Origin of the sequence: Vibrio cholerae ATCC 14035, from assembly GCF_000621645.1 — a bacterium.
In the GTDB taxonomy this organism is placed as follows: Bacteria; Pseudomonadota; Gammaproteobacteria; order Enterobacterales; family Vibrionaceae; genus Vibrio; species Vibrio cholerae.
In genome coordinates this window covers 1-17908 of sequence record NZ_KK211322.1, presented here as the reverse complement: position 1 = coordinate 17908, position 17908 = coordinate 1, and the positions used below count along the sequence as shown (strand labels likewise).

Genomic DNA, 17908 nt, shown 5'->3' with positions numbered 1-17908 from the left:
CCTCCCCTTCTGCCACCCTTGATGATTGACTCTTTTTTCAGCAACTTAGACTCTACAGCTTCAATAACGATAACAATGAGGAAGTTATGCCAATCACAACCTATTTAAATAAAAGCCGCATCATGCTGGCCCTTGTCCTGAGCACAGTTTTAGGAACCGCGCAGGCCAACGAACCACCCGTTTATAAACTGACGCTGGCCGAAACGTGGGGGGCGAATACTCCTATCCTCGGCGATGCACCAAAAAACATGGCGAAATTGGCCGCTGAAATGTCCAATGGCCGCATTCAAATCCGTATCGACTCGGCCAACAAACACAAAGCACCGCTGGGCGTGTTTGATATGGTGAAATCCGGTCAATACGATCTCGGTCACTCCAGCTCTTATTATTGGAAAGGCAAGGTTCCGAATACCCTCTTTTTCTCTTCGATGCCGTTTGGCATGATCGCAACTGAGCAATACGCTTGGTTCTATTATGGCGGCGGGATGCCGTTGATGGAGAAGGTGTACGCGCCGCATAACCTCTTGTCGTTTCCGGGCGGTAACTCAGATATTCAAATGGGCGGATGGTTTAAAAAAGAGATCAACAGCGTTGACGATCTGCAAGGGCTGAAAATGCGTATTCCGGGATTTGCGGGTGAAGTGTTGGCAAAACTTGGCGCGAAACCCACGAACATTGCACCGGGGGAGCTTTATACCTCGCTAGAACGCGGCACCATCGACGCACTGGAATGGGTTGGCCCAGCCTTTGATCTGCGCATGGGCTTTCATAAAATTGCCCCTTATTACTACACCGCATGGCATGAACCGGGCTCCGAAACGCAATTTTTAGTCAATAAGAAGAAGTGGGATACGCTACCAAAAGACATCCAAGTGATCTTAGAAACCGCTTTCCGCGTCGCCGCTTTCGATATGTACAACCAAGCGATCGATGCGAATGCGACGAGCTGGGCAGCGATGAAAAGTGAGTACCCAGACATCAAAGTTCGTGATTTTCCACCCGCAGTACTTGCCGCACTACGCCAAGCCAACAATGAACTTCTGCAAGAGCAGGCAGCAAGCGATCCGCTCGCTAAAGAGATCATCGACTCTCAGCAGGCTTACTTAACCAAAGTGCGTGATTGGACTCGGATCTCGACACAAGCGTACTTAAATACCAATCCTTAATGGCAATGCGCTGGATAAACAAAGGGCTACCATCTGGTAGCCCTTTGATTTATTGAACATTTACTCGACAGTTACCGCTTTAGCAAGGTTACGAGGCTGGTCAACATCGGTACCTTTGATTAAAGCCACATGGTAAGAGAGCAGTTGCATTGGGATGGTGTAATAAATCGGAGCCACAATCTCGCTAACATGCGGCATCGCAATGATTTTCATCGTCTCATCCGCTTCAAAGCCCGCCACTTCATCGGAAAATACGTACAATAAACCACCGCGCGCACGCACTTCTTCAATATTGGATTTAAGCTTTTCTAACAGTTCATTGCTTGGTGCAACCACAACCACTGGCATATCCGCATCAATTAACGCCAATGGGCCATGCTTTAGCTCGCCCGCTGCATAGGCTTCTGCGTGGATGTAAGAGATCTCTTTCAGTTTAAGAGACGCTTCTACCGCAATCGGGTAGTACTCACCGCGCCCCAAGAAGAGGGTATGATGCTTATCAGCAAAATCTTCCGCGAGCGTTTCGATCTGTTTTTCAAACGACAATGCGGTTTCAATCTGCTTCGGCAGTTGATGCAATGCATGTACGATCTCAGCTTCTAACTCGCGACCAATGCGCTGTTGCTGCTTACCAAGTGCAGTCACCAGCATCAACAATGTGACTAGCTGAGTGGTAAAGGCTTTGGTTGAAGCCACACCAATCTCAGTACCTGCGCGAGTCATAAAGGCGAAATCCGATTCACGCACGAGAGAAGAACCCGCAACGTTACAAATCGTCATCGCCGCCATATAGCCTTTCTCTTTCGCTAAACGTAGCGCGGCTAAGGTATCTGCCGTTTCACCAGACTGAGATAGAGTGATCAGTAGGCTATTGGGGCGCGTGACAAATTTGCGATAGCGGAATTCAGACGCGATTTCGACATCACAGCTCACACCCGCTAACGATTCAAACCAGTAACGTGCCGTCATCCCTGCATTATAAGAAGTACCGCAGGCGACGATCTGTACATGTTCCACTTTTGCCAGAATCTCTGCCGCGTGCACACCAATGCTTTCCACCACCACGCAGTCATGGGTAATACGCCCTTCCATGGTATTGATCAGCGCCTTTGGCTGCTCGAAAATCTCTTTTTGCATGTAGTGGCGGTAGTGACCTTTGTCCGCAGCATCATGTTCTAGATTGGATTCGCTGATTTCACGTTGTACGGGTTGCCCCAGAGCATCAAATACGCGCACATCACGACGAGTCATTTCCGCTACATCCCCCTCTTCCAGATACATAAAGCGGCGTGTGACGTTAAGTAGCGCGAGTTGGTCTGACGCAAGGAAGTTTTCACCGATACCAAAACCAATCACAATTGGGCTACCTGAGCGAGCGACCACTAAGCGCGAAGGGTCGTTACGATCCATCACCACAGTGCCGTAAGCTCCTGTAAGCTGTTTAACGGTGGTTTGTACCGCTTCTAATAAAGAGGAAGCACTGCGCAATTCCCACTCCACTAAATGAGCAATGACTTCAGTATCCGTTTGTGAAGTAAACACATAACCACGATCTTGCAGCATAGTACGCAGCATTTCATGGTTTTCGATAATGCCGTTGTGTACCACCGTAATGTCACCAGAAATATGGGGGTGAGCATTGATCTCAGAAGGCTCACCATGCGTTGCCCAACGGGTATGCGCGATACCTGTACCGCCCGCGACTTGCGCCGCTTCAACCGCATCCGCCAACTCTTGTACTTTACCCAAACGGCGTAAACGCGTGAGCTGCTTATCGCTATCCACAACAGCTACGCCCGCAGAGTCATAGCCGCGGTATTCAAGACGGCGTAGGCCTTGTACTAAAATTTCAGCAACATCGCGTTGTGCAACCGCACCAACAATTCCACACATAGTTAAACTCCATATTTTTTATACTGTCGCGCCCTGACTTAATAAGTCGCGCTAAGGGATTTTTATTTCACGGTTGCACGGATCACGCGCACTTGGTGAGATTCAATTTGTTTGGCAAATTCGTCACTCAATTCATGATCTGTGACTAAGACATCAATGTTGTCCCAGCTCAGCTCTAAGTTCGGAATTTTGCGGCCCACTTTGTCTGACTCAATCATCACGATCACTTCACGCGAGACTTCAGCCATCACTTTGCTAAGCCCAACCAGCTCATTGAACGTGGTCGTCCCCCGGTCAAGATCGATGCCATCAGCACCGATAAACAGCTGGTCAAAATCGTAAGAGCGCAGTACCGATTCTGCGACTTTGCCTTGGAAGGATTCAGAATGGGTATCCCAAGTACCGCCAGTCATCAGCAGTGTGGGTTCATTTTCTAATTCATTGAGTGCATTCGCGACATGCAATGAGTTGGTCATCACGACCAGCCCTCGCTTGTCATTCAGTTGCTGAATTAACGCCGCCGTGGTGCTGCCACTATCAATCACAATCCGATTATGATCACGGATTAGTTTCGCTGCAGCTTTAGCCAGAGAAATCTTTCGAACTGAAACTTTTTCATTCAATTCATCGTGCATCACTTCTTTCGGTAATGCGATAGCACCACCATAGCGACGCAGCAATTGGCCATTTTTTTCAAGAGAAGCTAAGTCTTTGCGAATAGTCACTTCTGATGTTTCAAACTGAGAAGAGAGAGCCTCAACACTCACCTCACCTTGTTCATTAACCAGCTTAACTATTGTGTGCCTTCTCAGTTGTGTATTTCGTTTCGACATTATAAAACACAATTAAAGTTACGAATCGAAACGAAGTATAGTTAAAACGAAACAAATAAGTCCATTTATTTCGATCCAAAAAATTAATATTTCACGCTAAAACCTTGTCCTAAGACAATTCTTAGACAGTGATATTACTGTCATTCAGTGGTAGAATTCGGCCTCGAAAAGAAAAAAAATTACAGAATTGAGTAAAAATAACGCCCATAGTCCGCGCCATACTGCCGCTAACTGGCGATTTTTCTGAAATTTTTGATCAAACAGTCAGTCATAAAATGACTAAATCTGTTGAAAGACTTTCAGTTTTGGAGTGCTGTGAACTCGTGAGCTAGACTTGGCAATTGACGAAATAAAGTTGCTACCGCCGAGAACACTTCAAAACCACCACCAACTTCAAAATCATTTTGTTTATCGGAGAAACTCTTCCATGAAAAAGACCAAAATCGTATGTACGATTGGCCCAAAAACTGAGTCTGTAGAGAAACTGACTGAGCTTGTAAACGCTGGCATGAATGTTATGCGTCTCAACTTCTCTCACGGTGACTACGTTGAACACGGCACTCGTATCACTAACTTCCGTAAAGTGATGGAAGTGACCGGTAAACAACTGGCGATCCTACTGGATACTAAAGGTCCAGAGATCCGTACTATCAAGCTGGAAAACGGTGACGATGTGGATCTGGTCGCTGGCCAAGAGTTCACTTTCACAACTGACACGAAAGTTGTTGGTAACAAAGAGCGCGTAGCAGTCACTTACTCTGGTTTTGCAAAAGACCTGAACGTGGGCAACCGTATTCTGGTTGACGACGGTCTTATAGAGATGGAAGTACTGGCGACCACTGACACTGAAGTGAAGTGTAAAGTTCTGAACAACGGCGCTCTGGGTGAAAACAAAGGTGTTAACCTGCCAGGCGTTTCTGTCAATCTGCCAGCGCTGTCTGAAAAAGACAAAAACGACCTGAAATTTGGTTGTGAGCAAGGCGTTGATTTCGTTGCTGCCTCTTTCATCCGTAAAGGTTCTGACGTGAAAGAAATCCGTGAAGTATTAGCTTCTCACGGCGGTCAAAACATTCAAATCATCTCTAAAATCGAAAACCAAGAAGGCTTGGACAACTTCGATGAGATCCTTGAGCTGTCTGACGGCATCATGGTTGCACGTGGCGACCTAGGTGTAGAAATCCCAGCAGAAGAAGTTATCTTCGCTCAAAAGATGATGATCGAGAAATGTAACCGTGCACGTAAAGTGGTTATCACGGCGACGCAAATGCTGGATTCAATGATCAAGAACCCACGTCCAACTCGCGCAGAAGCGGGCGACGTTGCGAACGCGATCATGGATGGTACTGATGCTGTAATGCTTTCTGGCGAAACAGCAAAAGGTAAGTACCCAGTTGAAGCGGTGAAGATCATGGCGCAAATTGCTGAGCGTACTGACCCTGTACTGAAAGCAGAACTGGGTTCACGCCTAGACAGCCCACGTCTACGTATCACTGAAGCCGTATGTAAAGGTGCAGTAGACACCGCAGAGAAACTGGCAGCGCCACTGATCATCGTAGCAACTGAAGCGGGTAAATCTGCTCGTTCAGTTCGTAAGTACTTCCCAACGGCTAACATTATTGCAGTCACCACCAACAAGAAAACAGCAGCTCAGTTAGTGCTTTCTAAAGGTGTAACGCCAGTTGTGGTTGACGCGATTGACAACACTGACGCTTTCTACCACCTAGGTAAAGAGATTGCGCTGCAATCTGGCCTTGGCAAGAAAGGCGACATCGTAGTGATGGTTTCAGGCGCACTGGTTGCTTCTGGCACAACGAACACTGCATCAGTACACGTACTGTAATCGGATGAATGCGACGGCCTTGCCTCGCTGAATACGATATAAAAACGGAGCCCAATGGGCTCCGTTTTTTATTACCACCCGAAAAACTCTTTGTGATGAGTATTGAGCAAAAGCACCATAGGTAGAAAATAAAGTGCGCTGAGCTTAATGCCTAATACCAACAAACAGCCAATCGTTAGTCTGACCAGAAGATGATTCAACATACACTGCCTCTCAGTTGCTCAGTGTGTTTGATTCCCTATGCCTAAGCACCACAGAAAGTAACTGTCACTTTCTTTCAATCAATGAGCATTATTGATGAAAAGGTCAGTAGTTTACTTATTACTCAGTCTAGCTCAATAAATCAGCAATATTAGACTTTAGTCTAGCTGTAATGAAAAAATGACAAACGGCAATTTTTAAAATAAATACAATAAGATAGAAAAAGTTCGCTCATCTCGAAAAAGCGGCTTTGTATAAAATATGAATAAAAATCAGCAAATAGGGGCGACTTTCGTCGCCCCCACTCTTCATCATTATGCTGACTTAACATTGGCTATGGTGCCAACTTATATACCACATCCACTCGATCACGAATCACCAAGGAAGACTCTTGATAGGTATCTGCCACATCCATTTTTTCGCTTAGATTCGCCGCTCGCATCATGATCGGCTCAACACTTGGCGTGTTGTAGTCTATCCGCCAAACGCCTTCTAAGCGGCGCTCAAATCCCTTAGCTAGAGACTGAGCTTTGAGCTTGGCATCTTCAATCGCCGCCATACGCGCTTGCTGCTGGTATTTCTCTTGATCACGCACCTTCAATTGAATGCTATTGACTTGATTGATACCAGACTCTAACGCGATATCCAGATACTGATTCAGCTTACTCACCTCTTCGACCCTGACGGTAATCGAGCGAGAAGCTTGATAGCCCACTAACTCTGGCTTACCGTTTGCTGGATAGTGATATTGCGGGTTGATGTACAGATTTGAGCTCGAGATATTCTGCTGTGCGACACCGGATTTCACCAATTTTGAGGTGAATTCCGTTACCGCCTTATCCACTGCCGCTTTCGCTTGTTCCGCATTCATTGTCGATTCAACAACCTTCACGGAAAACTCCGCCATATCAGGTACAGCAGTCACTTCACCATAACCTGAAGTCGAAATATGTGGAAAATCCCATTCCTGTGCAAAGGTAGGGCTTGAAAGAACAGAGAGCAGTAAAACCACCGGTGCAAATAATTTCATCGTTTCGATCCTTAATGTCATCGACTGCCCACATCATAAGCGAAGCAGTGCATAGATTCAGTCTCTACGCATAAAAATTACACAACTTTGACTCGGTCAATTATTGAGGTAGTACGCTTTTCGCATAAGCGGTGATCGCGTCGCTAATTTCAAGTAAGACGCCCGTTTCAAGCTGCCAATGATGCCAAAAAATCGGATATGACAGCATAAAATCAGGCGTCATATTGATGAGAGCACCGCTTTCCAATTCCGAAATGATCTGCAAACGTGGGATCAAACAGTAAGCCGCGCCAGAAAGCGCTAAACGGACAAAAGCTTCTGAGCTGCCAACCGTGTGGTTGATGACTTTATCACGTAGTACAGCAAAGTAATCCCATAAGAATTTATTGTGCAATTCGTCATATTGATCGTAAGACACCGCAGGCGCTTTGATTAATGAACGCGGGGTGACCCCCTTAGCAAAGTATTTTTGATAGAACTCTGGGCTTGCGACGCACAGATACTCCATCTGGCCTAAATACTCAGCGCTACACCCAGTGATCGGTTGTGGCTCCAAACTGATTGCACCGACCACTTCACCATTTTTGAGCTTATCGAGGGTACGTGACTCACCATAAATCACCAGATTCAATTCCACTTGGCGGCTTTTCATTACCTTATCCAGCGCCGGTAACAACCAAGTGGCTAGACTATCTGCATTGGTCGCAATCGACATAGAAACCGGGCGAACATGCTCTTGGTTCGTCAACTCCGGAACCAACTCTTGTTCGATTAAACAGACTCGGCGATAGAGCCCAAGCAACTTTTTGCCAACCAAGGTTGGCCTTGGTGGCTGCTCACGGATCAACACTGGCTGAGCTAAGTATTTTTCTAACTGTTTAATCCGTTGTGATACAGCAGATTGGGAGATAAAGAGCTGCTCAGCCGCTCGTTCAAAACTGCCTTTACTCACCACACTATCTAGAGCTTCAATCCACCGATAATCCAGACCACGCATTGCTTTCCTTATCTATTCATTAGCCTTGTTAATATGATATTAAAATCATTAATTATACTTATCCACCTCAAATTATTATCTTGCTCAGCCTATCCCTTCGATCTGACGTTGCAACTTCAAATCGGAACGAAATCACACTCCAATCATGCGGTATGAGGTAAAAAATGAACTGGTGGATTCTGCTACAAGGATTCAGCTTGGGAGCGACCATGATTATTCCCATTGGTGCTCAAAATGCTTATGTATTAAATCAAGGGATTAAACGTCATCACCACTTAACCACCGCAGCCACTTGTGGGGTGCTGGATATGATTTTTATCACGCTGGGGATTTTTGGCGGTGGTGCTCTCATCTCGCAAAATACCAGCTTGTTAATTGGTGTCACTTTGGCTGGAATTCTTTTTCTGTGTGGTTATGGGTTTCTTTCTTTGCGTGCTGCGCTCAAACCGCCCCAAGCATCTGAATCCACGGCAAATCCGATGGCTGCAGGACGTAAAGCGGTCATTTTTGGTGCCTTTGCGGTCACTGTGTTTAACCCGCATCTCTATTTGGATACCGTGGTGATCTTAGGGTCAATCGGAGGCCAATTCCAAGGTGATGAGCGTATCTCATTTGCGATTGGTACCATTCTCGCCTCATTCGTGTGGTTTTTTACTCTTTCACTCGGAGCAGCAAAATTGAGCACCACACTCTCTAAACCTAGAGTCAGACAAGTGATTGATATGGCAGTCGCCGCGATGATGTTCATTATTGCCTTCGCGTTGACTAAGAACTTATATCTCAATCACTGGTTAAATTAAGCTATTACCGACAAAAAAGCGGAGTAAACACTCCGCTTTGGTATTTTGTATATAGCAAAACCATTAATTGATTTTGTTCAGATGCACATCCATTTGTGGGAATGGAATTTCGATACCATTGGCATCCAGCGCTTCTTTGATCGCTTGCATTGAATCAAAGTACACCGCCCAGTAGTCCGCAGTTTTACACCATGGACGTACCACAAAGTTGATTGATGAATCCGCCAAAGTCAGCACACCAATTGTCATATCTGGATCTTTGAGGATACGAGGATCTTTTTCCAGCGTCTCACGCAGAACACGTTTGGTTTTCTGCAGATCAGACTTGTAAGAAACCCCAATCACCATGTCGACACGACGCGTTTCGTGACGTGAATAGTTAGTAATAGCGCCGCCAATGACCGCCGAGTTTGGTACCACAACCATTTTATTATCTGGGCTTTTCAGGACAGTTTGGAAAATTTGGATAGAATCAACCGAGCCGGCGACGCCACCAATTTCTACATAATCACCGGATTTGAATGGGCGGAATGCCACAATCAGTACACCGGCTGCAAAATTAGACAGCGAACCCTGTAGAGCCAAACCAACGGCCAGACCCGCAGCACCAATCACAGCGACAACCGACGCAGTTTGCACACCAATACGACTCAACGCCGCAATCAACACAATAATAAACAGCGTGTAACGAACAAGACCGTGGATAAAGTCTACGACAGCCTTATCCATCTCTTTCTTTTTCAATACATTCGCCACACTACCTGCAACCCCTTTAACCACAAGGTTACCGATAAATAGGATCAGAATAGCGGAAATCACATTCACGCCGTACTGAATCAAAAGATCCGAATTATTGGTTAACCAAGTATTCACTTGGTTAAAACTTTCGACGATAGGCACTTCAACACCAATCGATTCACCAGCCATAGTGTATTCCTCTTACAAGTAATCAAAAAATTAGCGGAAATAATGAGAAATGATAAACATCCCACTCAAATAAACCACCAAAAGTCAGAATTTTGGCAAAATAGCGCATACTTAACGCTTCGCAAAGTCAAAGTTTGGTAAATAATGACAAAACAGAAGGTTACGTAATAATTGCTACGCTCCCGTTACAGGTTAAACAATATTCGATCTCTCTGCTACCCATCCCACTGAGACTGCATAAAAAAGAAACCCGCACTTGGCGGGTTTCTTCATTCAATCGAATTCGAAATACGAATTACAGTACGTCGATCGCGTTCAGATCAGAGAACGCTTTCTCTAGGCGAGCAACCATGGCTGCTTGACCAGCACGTAGCCATACGCGTGGATCGTAGTACTTCTTGTTCGGTGCATCTTCACCGGTTGGGTTACCGATTTGACCTTGCAGGTAGTCATGGTTTTTCGCTTCGTATTGACGAATACCATCCCATGTTGCCCACTGAGTATCAGTATCGATGTTCATTTTGATCACGCCGTAAGAGATTGACTCACGGATTTCTTCCAGAGAAGAACCTGAACCGCCGTGGAATACGAAGTTCAGAGAGTTTTCTGGCAGACCAAACTTCTCAGAAACGTATTTTTGAGAATCACGTAGGATAGTTGGAGTCAGAACCACGTTACCTGGCTTGTAAACGCCGTGTACGTTACCGAAAGAAGCCGCGATAGTGAAACGGTGGCTGATTGCGTTCAGTTTCTCGTAAGCGTATGCCACGTCTTCTGGAGAAGTGTACAGCTCAGAAGAATCCATATCTGAGTTATCAACGCCATCTTCTTCACCGCCAGTACAACCCAGTTCGATCTCCAGAGTCATGTTCATTTTCGCCATGCGCTCTAGGTATTTTGCAGAGATCTCGATGTTCTCTTCCAGAGACTCTTCAGACAGGTCAATCATGTGTGAAGAGAACAGTGGTTTGCCGGTTTCTGCGAAGTGTTTTTCACCCGCGTCTAGCAGACCGTCGATCCAAGGTAGTAGGTTTTTCGCTGCGTGGTCAGTGTGCAGAATCACTGGAACGCCGTAAGCTTCCGCTACAGTGTGAACGTATTTCGCACCCGCGATCGCGCCCAGAATTTGTGCTTGTTGACCTTCAAGTTTCAGACCTTTACCAGCAAAGAATGCTGCGCCGCCGTTAGAGAACTGCACGATAACAGGCGCTTTCACTTTTGCTGCTGCTTCTAGAACGCCGTTTACAGAGTCAGTACCTACACAGTTTACTGCTGGAAGTGCAAAGCCATTTTGTTTTGCTACTTCAAAAACTTTCTGTACGTCATCACCAGAGATAACACCAGGTTTTACAAAATCAAAGATCTTAGACATGGATGGAATCCTATTTTCTGTCGTTTTAAAAAATAAAAACGGTAAGTTTCAATTCTTGCAAACGTTTGCTCACCAATCGCGGCATTCTACCAAACAAATGCTCGCCGTGCAGCAAACAAGAAAGCGGGAGTCTTCCCCCCGCTCTCATTCGATTATTACGCTTTAGCGCGTGCTTCCAGCATTTCTACTGCAGGCAGTTTTTTGCCTTCAACGAACTCAAGGAACGCGCCGCCACCAGTAGAGATGTAAGAAACATCGGCTTTGATGCCAAACTTGTCGATCGCCGCTAGCGTGTCACCGCCACCTGCAACAGAGAAGCCTTCTGATTGTGCGATCGCTTCTGCGATACCACGAGTACCCGCTTCAAAGTTCTTGAATTCGAATACGCCTACTGGGCCGTTCCACAGGATAGTTTTCGCGTTTTTCAGGATCTCAGCCAGTTCAGCCGTCGAGTTTGGACCCAAGTCGAAAATCATGTCGTCATCTTGAACTTCAGAAACGTGTTTGATTTCGGCTTCTGCGTTCTCATCGAAAGCTTTGGCACAAGCTACGTCAGTCGCCACAGGAATCGCGCACTCTTCCATCAGTTTTTTCGCTGTTTCAACAAGGTCAGCTTCATACAGAGACTTACCTACGTTGTGACCCGCTGCAGCGATGAAAGTGTTCGCGATACCACCGCCAACCACCAGTTGGTCAGCAATTTTTGACAGTGACTCAAGTACAGTCAGCTTAGTTGATACTTTTGAACCACCAACGATAGCTACCATTGGGCGAGCTGGTTTGTCCATCGCTTTGCCTAGCGCTTCAAGTTCGTCAGCCAGTAGAGGGCCTGCACACGCGATAGGAGCAAACATACCAACACCGTGAGTAGAAGCTTGAGCACGGTGCGCAGTACCAAACGCATCCATCACGAATACGTCACACAGTGCCGCGTATTTCTTAGACAGCGCTTCTTCGTTTTTCTTTTCGCCTTTGTTGAAGCGAACGTTTTCCAGAACAACCAGTTCACCTGCGTTCAGTTCAACGCCGTCTAGGTAATCTTTCACTAGGCGAACTTCGCAATCGAGAGCATCGTTCAGGTAGTTAACCACAGGCAGTAGAGAGAACTCTTCAGCGTACTCACCTTCCGTTGGACGACCTAGGTGAGAAGTGACCATTACTTTCGCGCCCGCTTCCAAGCAGTGCTTAATGGTAGGTAGTGATGCAAGGATACGTGCATCAGAAGTCACTTTGCCGTCTTTTACTGGTACGTTCAGGTCAGCACGGATAAATACGCGTTTACCTGCAAGATCCAGGTCAATCATCTTGATTACAGACATGATTTGTCCTCTCAAACTATTTAAAGAAATGAAAATTCTGCAACTCGGCGACCCTGCCGAGTCGGTAAAATCTTAGCTGTTCACCGATATGGGGATGCGTCCTTCGGGTTTCAATGTTCAAACCTGATTTGAAGTGCATGCTTAGCCGCTACTGCGTGGCCTGCATTGCCAATGCGGTATCTAACATCCGGTTGGCAAAGCCCCATTCGTTATCACACCAAACGAGCATTTTTACTAACTGCCCGTTACTGACTCTCGTTTGCGTCCCATCCACAATCGCGCTGTGCGGATCGTGGTTAAAATCGATGGAAACCAAAGGCGCTTCAGTATAGTCAACAATGCCACGTAATGTACACTGAGATGCGTTCACAATGGTTTGATTTACGTCATTAACTTTCACATTTGATTTAATTGTGACACTTAAATCCATCGCGGTCACATTTACTGTTGGTACACGCACCGAAATCGCTTCAAATTTGTTAGAAAATTTCGGAAATATTCTTTCAATACCTTTATGCAACTTAGTATCAACCGGAATGATAGATTGACTGGCCGCTCGTGTGCGTCGTAAGTCATTATGATACGCATCAATCACTTGTTGATCGTTCATCGAGGAATGGATGGTGGTGATGGTGCCAGAATCAATGCCGAATGCGTCATCCAATACCTTGATGATGGGCACAATGCAGTTGGTGGTACAAGAACCGTTAGAGACGATTTTATGCTCAGCAGTGAGCGTCTCATGATTCACGCCATAGATGATGGTGTTGTCGAGATCGCTAGCACCAGGATGGGAAAATAAAACTAACTTCGCGCCCGCATCAATATGTTGCTGACCATCCTCTTGGCAACCATACACACCTGTGCAGTCGAGGACTAAATCCACGCCTAAATCACGCCAAGGTAAGAGAGGAATTTCCGAAAGATGCAGAATGCGGATTGAGTCATACTCACCATTTTGATGGTGAACATAGATATGCTGCTGATCATGGCTGATTTTTTTGCCAAAGCGACCGTGGCTCGTATCGTACTGCAGGAGGTGTGCCATCGCATCTGGCTTGGCAAGCTCGTTCACCGCAACCACTTGAATGCGGTCACGTTTACCACTTTCATACACAGCGCGTAACACATTACGCCCAATGCGCCCAAAGCCGTTAATTGCTACCCTCAGCATCGTATCTCGCCTATCGCTCTCAGATTGGTTGGCAATAGTAACCGATACTCTAGGCTTTGGCACGGCGATCCTGTGCAATAAATGATTCCACCGCCGATCGCAAAACAAACAGAGGATTGGCGCTGCCGCCAATCCTCTGAACCTCTAGCAATTAGAAGGCGATGTCTAAACCCAACCAGTAGCGGCGGCCATCTTCTACATAGCCATACTCCGCGTAATTCACCTCTTGATCAAACAGGTTGTACACCGCAGCTTTAATCGTTGCGGTATCGGTGAGTGCGTAAGTCACGCCAGTATCGATAAAGGTGTAGCTTGGCGCGATGAAATCATCGTTCGATGCCCCACCCTCCGGCTGCATCTCCTTACCACGATAGTTGAGGTTAGCCCAGCTATTGAGGCGATCTGTGGTTTGCCAGCTCAAGTTGGCATTGAACAGATGTTTAGGTAACTGCAGTAGCGGACGGCCAGCAAAATTCCCTGATTTTTGCTCCGAATGGGTGTACGTGTAGCTAGACGATAACTCAACGCTTTCGGTAATCGGCAGACTTAACGTAGCTTCTGCACCATAGGTTTCCGCTTCATCAATATTCACACGATAAGTAGGAGTTGCACCCCATTGGTTGGGGCCGGCAGTACAAATATTTGCAGGGCAAGCGACGCGGGTGATTTTATCTTTAAAATCATTATGGAAAGCGGTTAACGATGCCGCCAGACCTGAGCCAGTGCTGTACATCAAACTCAGTTCTTTGTTAATCGAAGTTTCAGGCTGTAAATCCGGGTTGCCGTAAATATTACCGCCGCCACTAACTTGCCCCCAATCCGGCGTCACTTCACGTAATTGCGGTGCACGGAAGCCAGTAGAAACACCACCTTTTACTGTCCATAGAGGATCGAGATTCCATACGCCATACACACGTGGGCTGAAGTGGCTGCCGTAGTTTTTATCATGATCCAGACGGCCACCAAAGGTCAGGCGGAATTGCTCTGCGAGCGCCCATTCATCTTCAATGAATCCCGCCCATTGAGTGTTCGAGATATGCGTGCGAGACGAAATTTTGTTGGAGGTTTTATCCTCTAAACTTTCGTGTTTACCTTCCACACCAAAGCTCAACATATGCTCACCAATAGGAGCCACTAACGTGGATTTGAACACCGTATTATCAATGCTCATCTCACGAGATTTATTGGTGTTCTCTTCATATTGCAGATAAGTATCAGACTGCCCAACACCCTGCCAATCCCCTTGGTGAGAGACGGCAACATGGTTGCGACGGTACTGGTTATCGGTATTGCTGCATGTACCGCGACATCCGCTGGATTGCGCCGACTTGCCCACGTTATTTTCGCGATCTTGGGCTGATACACCGGCTTCCAGTTGCAGTTGATGATCTGGATTAAGCTGGTAGTTGAGCTTTGAGGTTAAGCTGCGCAGTGATTTATCGCCGTAACCATGCTCAATTTCGTCTTCATCGCGTTGCGTGGTTTGTCCGTAGACTTGCAGCGATAGAGCATCACTTAAAGGTCCTGTTACGAAGAAATTAGCGCTTTGTTCATCGCCTGAGGCGCGATTTTCTTGTACCACGGTCGATAGCTGCACATTGCCTGACCACTGCTGCTGATCTTTACGAGTGATGATGTTGATCACGCCGCCAATCGCATCCGAGCCGTACAGCGTAGACATCGGGCCACGGATCACCTCGATACGTTCAATCGCTTGCAGTGGCGGTAACCAACCTTGCTCAATGCCCGGGCCATCGCTGTTTGGACGGGTCTGGCGTGAGGTTTGGCGCTTACCATCCACCAAGATAAGAGTATAGTTTGATCCCATACCACGAATGCTGATATCGGTAGTATCGCCCCCTCCGGTGACTGTCACACCCGGTACGCTTTTTAGCGCATCGGTCACATCACGGTAATAGCGAGATTCCAGATCTTCTCTTGAAATCACACTGATACTGGCTGGTGCATTTTGAATCACTTGCGCGTATCCCGCCGCAGTGACCACCATGGTTTCATCCGTTTTCGTCGCGTCTTGAGCAAAAGCGCTAGCCGAAAACATTAAGCCTAGTGTCACAGATAAACTGACGGGGGATGGATTGAATCTGGACATTTACCACTCCTTTAAATGATAATTATTCTTAATTTCAGAAGCGGATTATTCATATATTCTGTACTGGAGATAGATCGACACATGGAATAGTTCGGTCCAAATATGGAACGTCTGTGGTAATTATTCTTTAAGGGTCAAATACCTATGCAAGATCTCAGCGCCGTAAAAGCTTTCCATGCGCTTTGCCAACATAAGAGCCTGACTGCCGCTGCCAAAGCGCTTGAACAGCCTAAATCCACCCTGAGTCGCCGTTTGGCGCAACTTGAAGAGGACTTGGGACAAAGCTTGTTGATGCGTCAAGGCAACCGCTTAACGCTCACCAAAGCAGGAGAAGTGTTTGCGGTTTACTCGGAGCAACTACTTGAACTGGCCAATAAAAGTCAGGAAGCGTTGCAAGAATTGAACAATCAAGTGACTGGCGAACTCACGCTGGTGGTACACCCCAATTTGATCCGCGGCTGGCTCAGCCAAGTATTGGATGAGTTTATGCAGCAGCATTCGACATTGAAGATCCGTCTACTCAGCCAGTTTCAACACAGTGATGAGGTGTTTGAGCCCGATTTGATCATTTGGATTGAACACGCCGCCCCCATGGGTTATCGCAAAGAACGCTTAGGCTATTGGCGCTATGCCACTTACGCCTCTCCCAAATATTTGGCCCATCGAGATAAACCGACCCATCCTCGTGAGCTGATTCATCACCCATGGATTGATTTTATTGCTTGTCGGCGCGCGGAGCTTGAACTGCACCATCCAGAGTTCGGCAGTTATTCACTGCCAGCACTAGAGAGTCGTTTACAAAGCGATAATCTTGCCATGCAAGCCGATGCGATTGCTAAAGGTCGTGGTATTGGTTTGCTTCCCACTTGGTTTGCCAATGGTTTTGAAACGGCGCATCCGGGCAGCCTCATTCCTTGCGTCAACGGATGGCAATCACAGCCAACAGAAATCAACTGCTTCTATCCGCTCGGTCGTCACCCACTTCGGCTGCGCCTATTTATTGATGCGCTCCGCCAAGCAAGGCCCGATGAGTGGCAATAAAAAATCCCGCCGCAGCGGGATTTTTTATCATCGATTTTTCTTTGCGTAACAAAGAAATAAATCGCTTTTAATTACGCCAGCAGTTCTTTGGCTTGCTTCACCACATTTTCAGTGGTGAAACCAAACAGTTTGAACAGCTCACCGGCTGGCGCAGATTCGCCGAAGCTAGTCATACCGATGATGCGACCACCAAAGCCAACATACTTGTACCAGAAGTCGGCAATGCCCGCTTCAATCGCGATACGCTTGGTGACTGCAGATGGCAGAACGGCTTCACGGTAGGCTGCATCTTGCTTATCAAATGCGTCGGTCGATGGCATAGAGACCACGCGAACCGCTTTACCTTCGGCGCTCAGTTGCTCGTAAGCGGCAACCGCCAGTTCCACTTCAGAGCCTGTTGCAATCAGAATTAGCTCAGGTTGGCCTGCACAATCTTTCAGGATGTAACCGCCTTTAGCGATGTTCGCGACTTGCTCTGCGCTGCGTGGTTGCTGCGCAAGGTTTTGACGCGAGAAAATCAGCGCAGATGGCGCATCTTTACGCTCGATGGCCAGTTTCCAAGCCACTGCCGATTCCACTTGGTCACATGGGCGCCATGTGCTCATGTTTGGTGTCATACGCAGAGAAGCGATTTGCTCAACTGGTTGGTGAGTTGGGCCATCTTCACCCAGACCGATAGAGTCATGCGTGTACACTTGGATATTTTGCACTTTCATCAGTGCTGCCATACGCATCGCGTTACGCGCGTATTCCATAAACATCAGGAAGGTTGCACCGTAAGGGACAAAACCGCCGTGCAGCGCGATACCGTTGATGATGGCCGTCATACCAAACTCACGCACACCGTAGTGGATGTAGTTGCCTGACGCATCTTCTGCTGTCAGTGACTTAGAGCCAGACCACATGGTGAGGTTAGAAGGCGCCAAGTCAGCAGAACCACCCATAAATTCTGGCAGCAGTTTGCCGAACGCTTCCAGCGCATTTTGTGATGCTTTACGCGATGCGATGTTGGCAGGGTTAGCTTGCAGGTTAGCGATAATCTCGCTGGTTGCGGCTTCCCAATTCGCTGGCAGCTCGCCCGCTACGCGGCGTTTGTATTCAGCAGCTTCGGCTGGGTAAGCTTTCGCGTAAGCGGCGAATTTCTCATTCCAAGCGGCTTCTTTGCTTGCGCCTGCTTGTTTTGCATCCCACGCTGCGTAGATGTC

General features: G+C 47.1%; 14 protein-coding genes. 4 read left to right on the top strand and 10 right to left on the bottom strand.

Annotated elements, in window-relative coordinates:
• The first annotated feature begins 86 nt into the window (after window positions 1-86).
• Entirely contained in the window at window positions 87-1166 is a 1080-nt protein-coding gene (locus T411_RS0115760) for a TRAP transporter substrate-binding protein (protein ID WP_001123234.1), read from the top strand.
• 60 nt (window positions 1167-1226) lie between these two features.
• Here the strand turns inward: T411_RS0115760 and glmS are convergent, their stop codons facing one another.
• Both glmS and T411_RS0115750 read right to left on the bottom strand, forming a co-directional pair.
• Complete coding sequence (gene glmS, locus T411_RS0115755; protein ID WP_000334126.1) at window positions 1227-3059, bottom strand: glutamine--fructose-6-phosphate transaminase (isomerizing); 1833 nt, start codon at window positions 3057-3059, stop codon at window positions 1227-1229.
• 62 nt (window positions 3060-3121) lie between these two features.
• Window positions 3122-3892, bottom strand: a complete 771-nt coding sequence (locus T411_RS0115750; protein ID WP_001906605.1) for a DeoR/GlpR family DNA-binding transcription regulator — start codon at window positions 3890-3892, stop codon at window positions 3122-3124.
• Window positions 3893-4319: 427 nt separating this feature from the next.
• On the opposite strand from T411_RS0115750, the gene pykF reads away from it, so the two are divergent.
• Complete coding sequence (gene pykF / locus T411_RS0115745; protein WP_000751457.1) at window positions 4320-5732, top strand: pyruvate kinase PykF; 1413 nt, start codon at window positions 4320-4322, stop codon at window positions 5730-5732.
• A gap of 535 nt (window positions 5733-6267) precedes the next feature.
• Here pykF and T411_RS0115740 read toward each other — a convergent pair.
• Window positions 6268-6963, bottom strand: a complete 696-nt coding sequence (locus tag T411_RS0115740; RefSeq protein WP_000764703.1) for an oxidative stress defense protein — start codon at window positions 6961-6963, stop codon at window positions 6268-6270.
• Between the two features lie 100 nt (window positions 6964-7063).
• Window positions 7064-7960, bottom strand: coding sequence for a LysR family transcriptional regulator ArgP (locus T411_RS0115735; RefSeq protein ID WP_001214481.1), 897 nt, complete (start codon window positions 7958-7960; stop codon window positions 7064-7066).
• Window positions 7961-8124: 164 nt separating this feature from the next.
• On the opposite strand from T411_RS0115735, the gene T411_RS0115730 reads away from it, so the two are divergent.
• On the top strand, window positions 8125-8760 hold the full coding sequence (locus tag T411_RS0115730; RefSeq protein ID WP_001104702.1) for a LysE/ArgO family amino acid transporter: 636 nt from the start codon (window positions 8125-8127) through the stop codon (window positions 8758-8760).
• A gap of 63 nt (window positions 8761-8823) precedes the next feature.
• On the opposite strand, the gene mscS is transcribed toward T411_RS0115730, so the two are convergent.
• The 5 genes from mscS to T411_RS0115700 all read right to left on the bottom strand — a co-directional run bounded on the left by mscS (window position 8824) and on the right by T411_RS0115700 (window position 15662).
• Window positions 8824-9687, bottom strand: coding sequence for a small-conductance mechanosensitive channel MscS (mscS, locus tag T411_RS0115725; RefSeq protein ID WP_000896746.1), 864 nt, complete (start codon window positions 9685-9687; stop codon window positions 8824-8826).
• A 295-nt stretch (window positions 9688-9982) separates the two neighbouring features.
• The gene (fbaA, locus tag T411_RS0115720; protein WP_000034368.1) at window positions 9983-11059 is read right to left on the bottom strand and encodes a class II fructose-bisphosphate aldolase; all 1077 of its coding nucleotides are present in this window, start codon (window positions 11057-11059) and stop codon (window positions 9983-9985) included.
• Between the two features lie 155 nt (window positions 11060-11214).
• The gene (locus tag T411_RS0115710) at window positions 11215-12378 is read right to left on the bottom strand and encodes a phosphoglycerate kinase (RefSeq protein WP_000111267.1); all 1164 of its coding nucleotides are present in this window, start codon (window positions 12376-12378) and stop codon (window positions 11215-11217) included.
• Between the two features lie 148 nt (window positions 12379-12526).
• Window positions 12527-13552 carry an erythrose-4-phosphate dehydrogenase gene (gene epd, locus T411_RS0115705; RefSeq protein WP_000946626.1) on the bottom strand — a complete coding sequence of 342 codons (1026 nt, stop codon included), beginning with the start codon at window positions 13550-13552 and terminating at the stop codon, window positions 12527-12529.
• Window positions 13553-13703: 151 nt separating this feature from the next.
• The gene (locus tag T411_RS0115700) at window positions 13704-15662 is read right to left on the bottom strand and encodes a ligand-gated channel protein (RefSeq protein ID WP_000086051.1); all 1959 of its coding nucleotides are present in this window, start codon (window positions 15660-15662) and stop codon (window positions 13704-13706) included.
• A gap of 144 nt (window positions 15663-15806) precedes the next feature.
• Here T411_RS0115700 and T411_RS0115695 point away from each other — a divergent pair, with 144 nt between their 5' ends.
• On the top strand, window positions 15807-16703 hold the full coding sequence (locus tag T411_RS0115695) for a LysR family transcriptional regulator (RefSeq protein WP_001153532.1): 897 nt from the start codon (window positions 15807-15809) through the stop codon (window positions 16701-16703).
• A 71-nt stretch (window positions 16704-16774) separates the two neighbouring features.
• On the opposite strand, the gene T411_RS0115690 is transcribed toward T411_RS0115695, so the two are convergent.
• Window positions 16775-17908: transketolase-like TK C-terminal-containing protein (locus T411_RS0115690; RefSeq protein WP_027694913.1), on the bottom strand; the 1134-nt coding region annotated here is incomplete at its 5' end.

Coding starts and splice junctions, on each gene's coding strand:
- glmS (WP_000334126.1), bottom strand. CDS start 3,059: ATGTGTGGAATTGTTGGTGCGGTTGCACAACGCGATGTTGCTGAAATT.
- T411_RS0115695 (WP_001153532.1), top strand. CDS start 15,807: ATGCAAGATCTCAGCGCCGTAAAAGCTTTCCATGCGCTTTGCCAACAT.
- T411_RS0115700 (WP_000086051.1), bottom strand. CDS start 15,662: ATGTCCAGATTCAATCCATCCCCCGTCAGTTTATCTGTGACACTAGGC.
- T411_RS0115760 (WP_001123234.1), top strand. CDS start 87: ATGCCAATCACAACCTATTTAAATAAAAGCCGCATCATGCTGGCCCTT.
- fbaA (WP_000034368.1), bottom strand. CDS start 11,059: ATGTCTAAGATCTTTGATTTTGTAAAACCTGGTGTTATCTCTGGTGAT.
- pykF (WP_000751457.1), top strand. CDS start 4,320: ATGAAAAAGACCAAAATCGTATGTACGATTGGCCCAAAAACTGAGTCT.
- epd (WP_000946626.1), bottom strand. CDS start 13,552: ATGCTGAGGGTAGCAATTAACGGCTTTGGGCGCATTGGGCGTAATGTG.
- T411_RS0115750 (WP_001906605.1), bottom strand. CDS start 3,892: ATGTCGAAACGAAATACACAACTGAGAAGGCACACAATAGTTAAGCTG.
- T411_RS0115740 (WP_000764703.1), bottom strand. CDS start 6,963: ATGAAATTATTTGCACCGGTGGTTTTACTGCTCTCTGTTCTTTCAAGC.
- T411_RS0115730 (WP_001104702.1), top strand. CDS start 8,125: ATGAACTGGTGGATTCTGCTACAAGGATTCAGCTTGGGAGCGACCATG.
- T411_RS0115710 (WP_000111267.1), bottom strand. CDS start 12,378: ATGTCTGTAATCAAGATGATTGACCTGGATCTTGCAGGTAAACGCGTA.
- mscS (WP_000896746.1), bottom strand. CDS start 9,687: ATGGCTGGTGAATCGATTGGTGTTGAAGTGCCTATCGTCGAAAGTTTT.
- T411_RS0115735 (WP_001214481.1), bottom strand. CDS start 7,960: ATGCGTGGTCTGGATTATCGGTGGATTGAAGCTCTAGATAGTGTGGTG.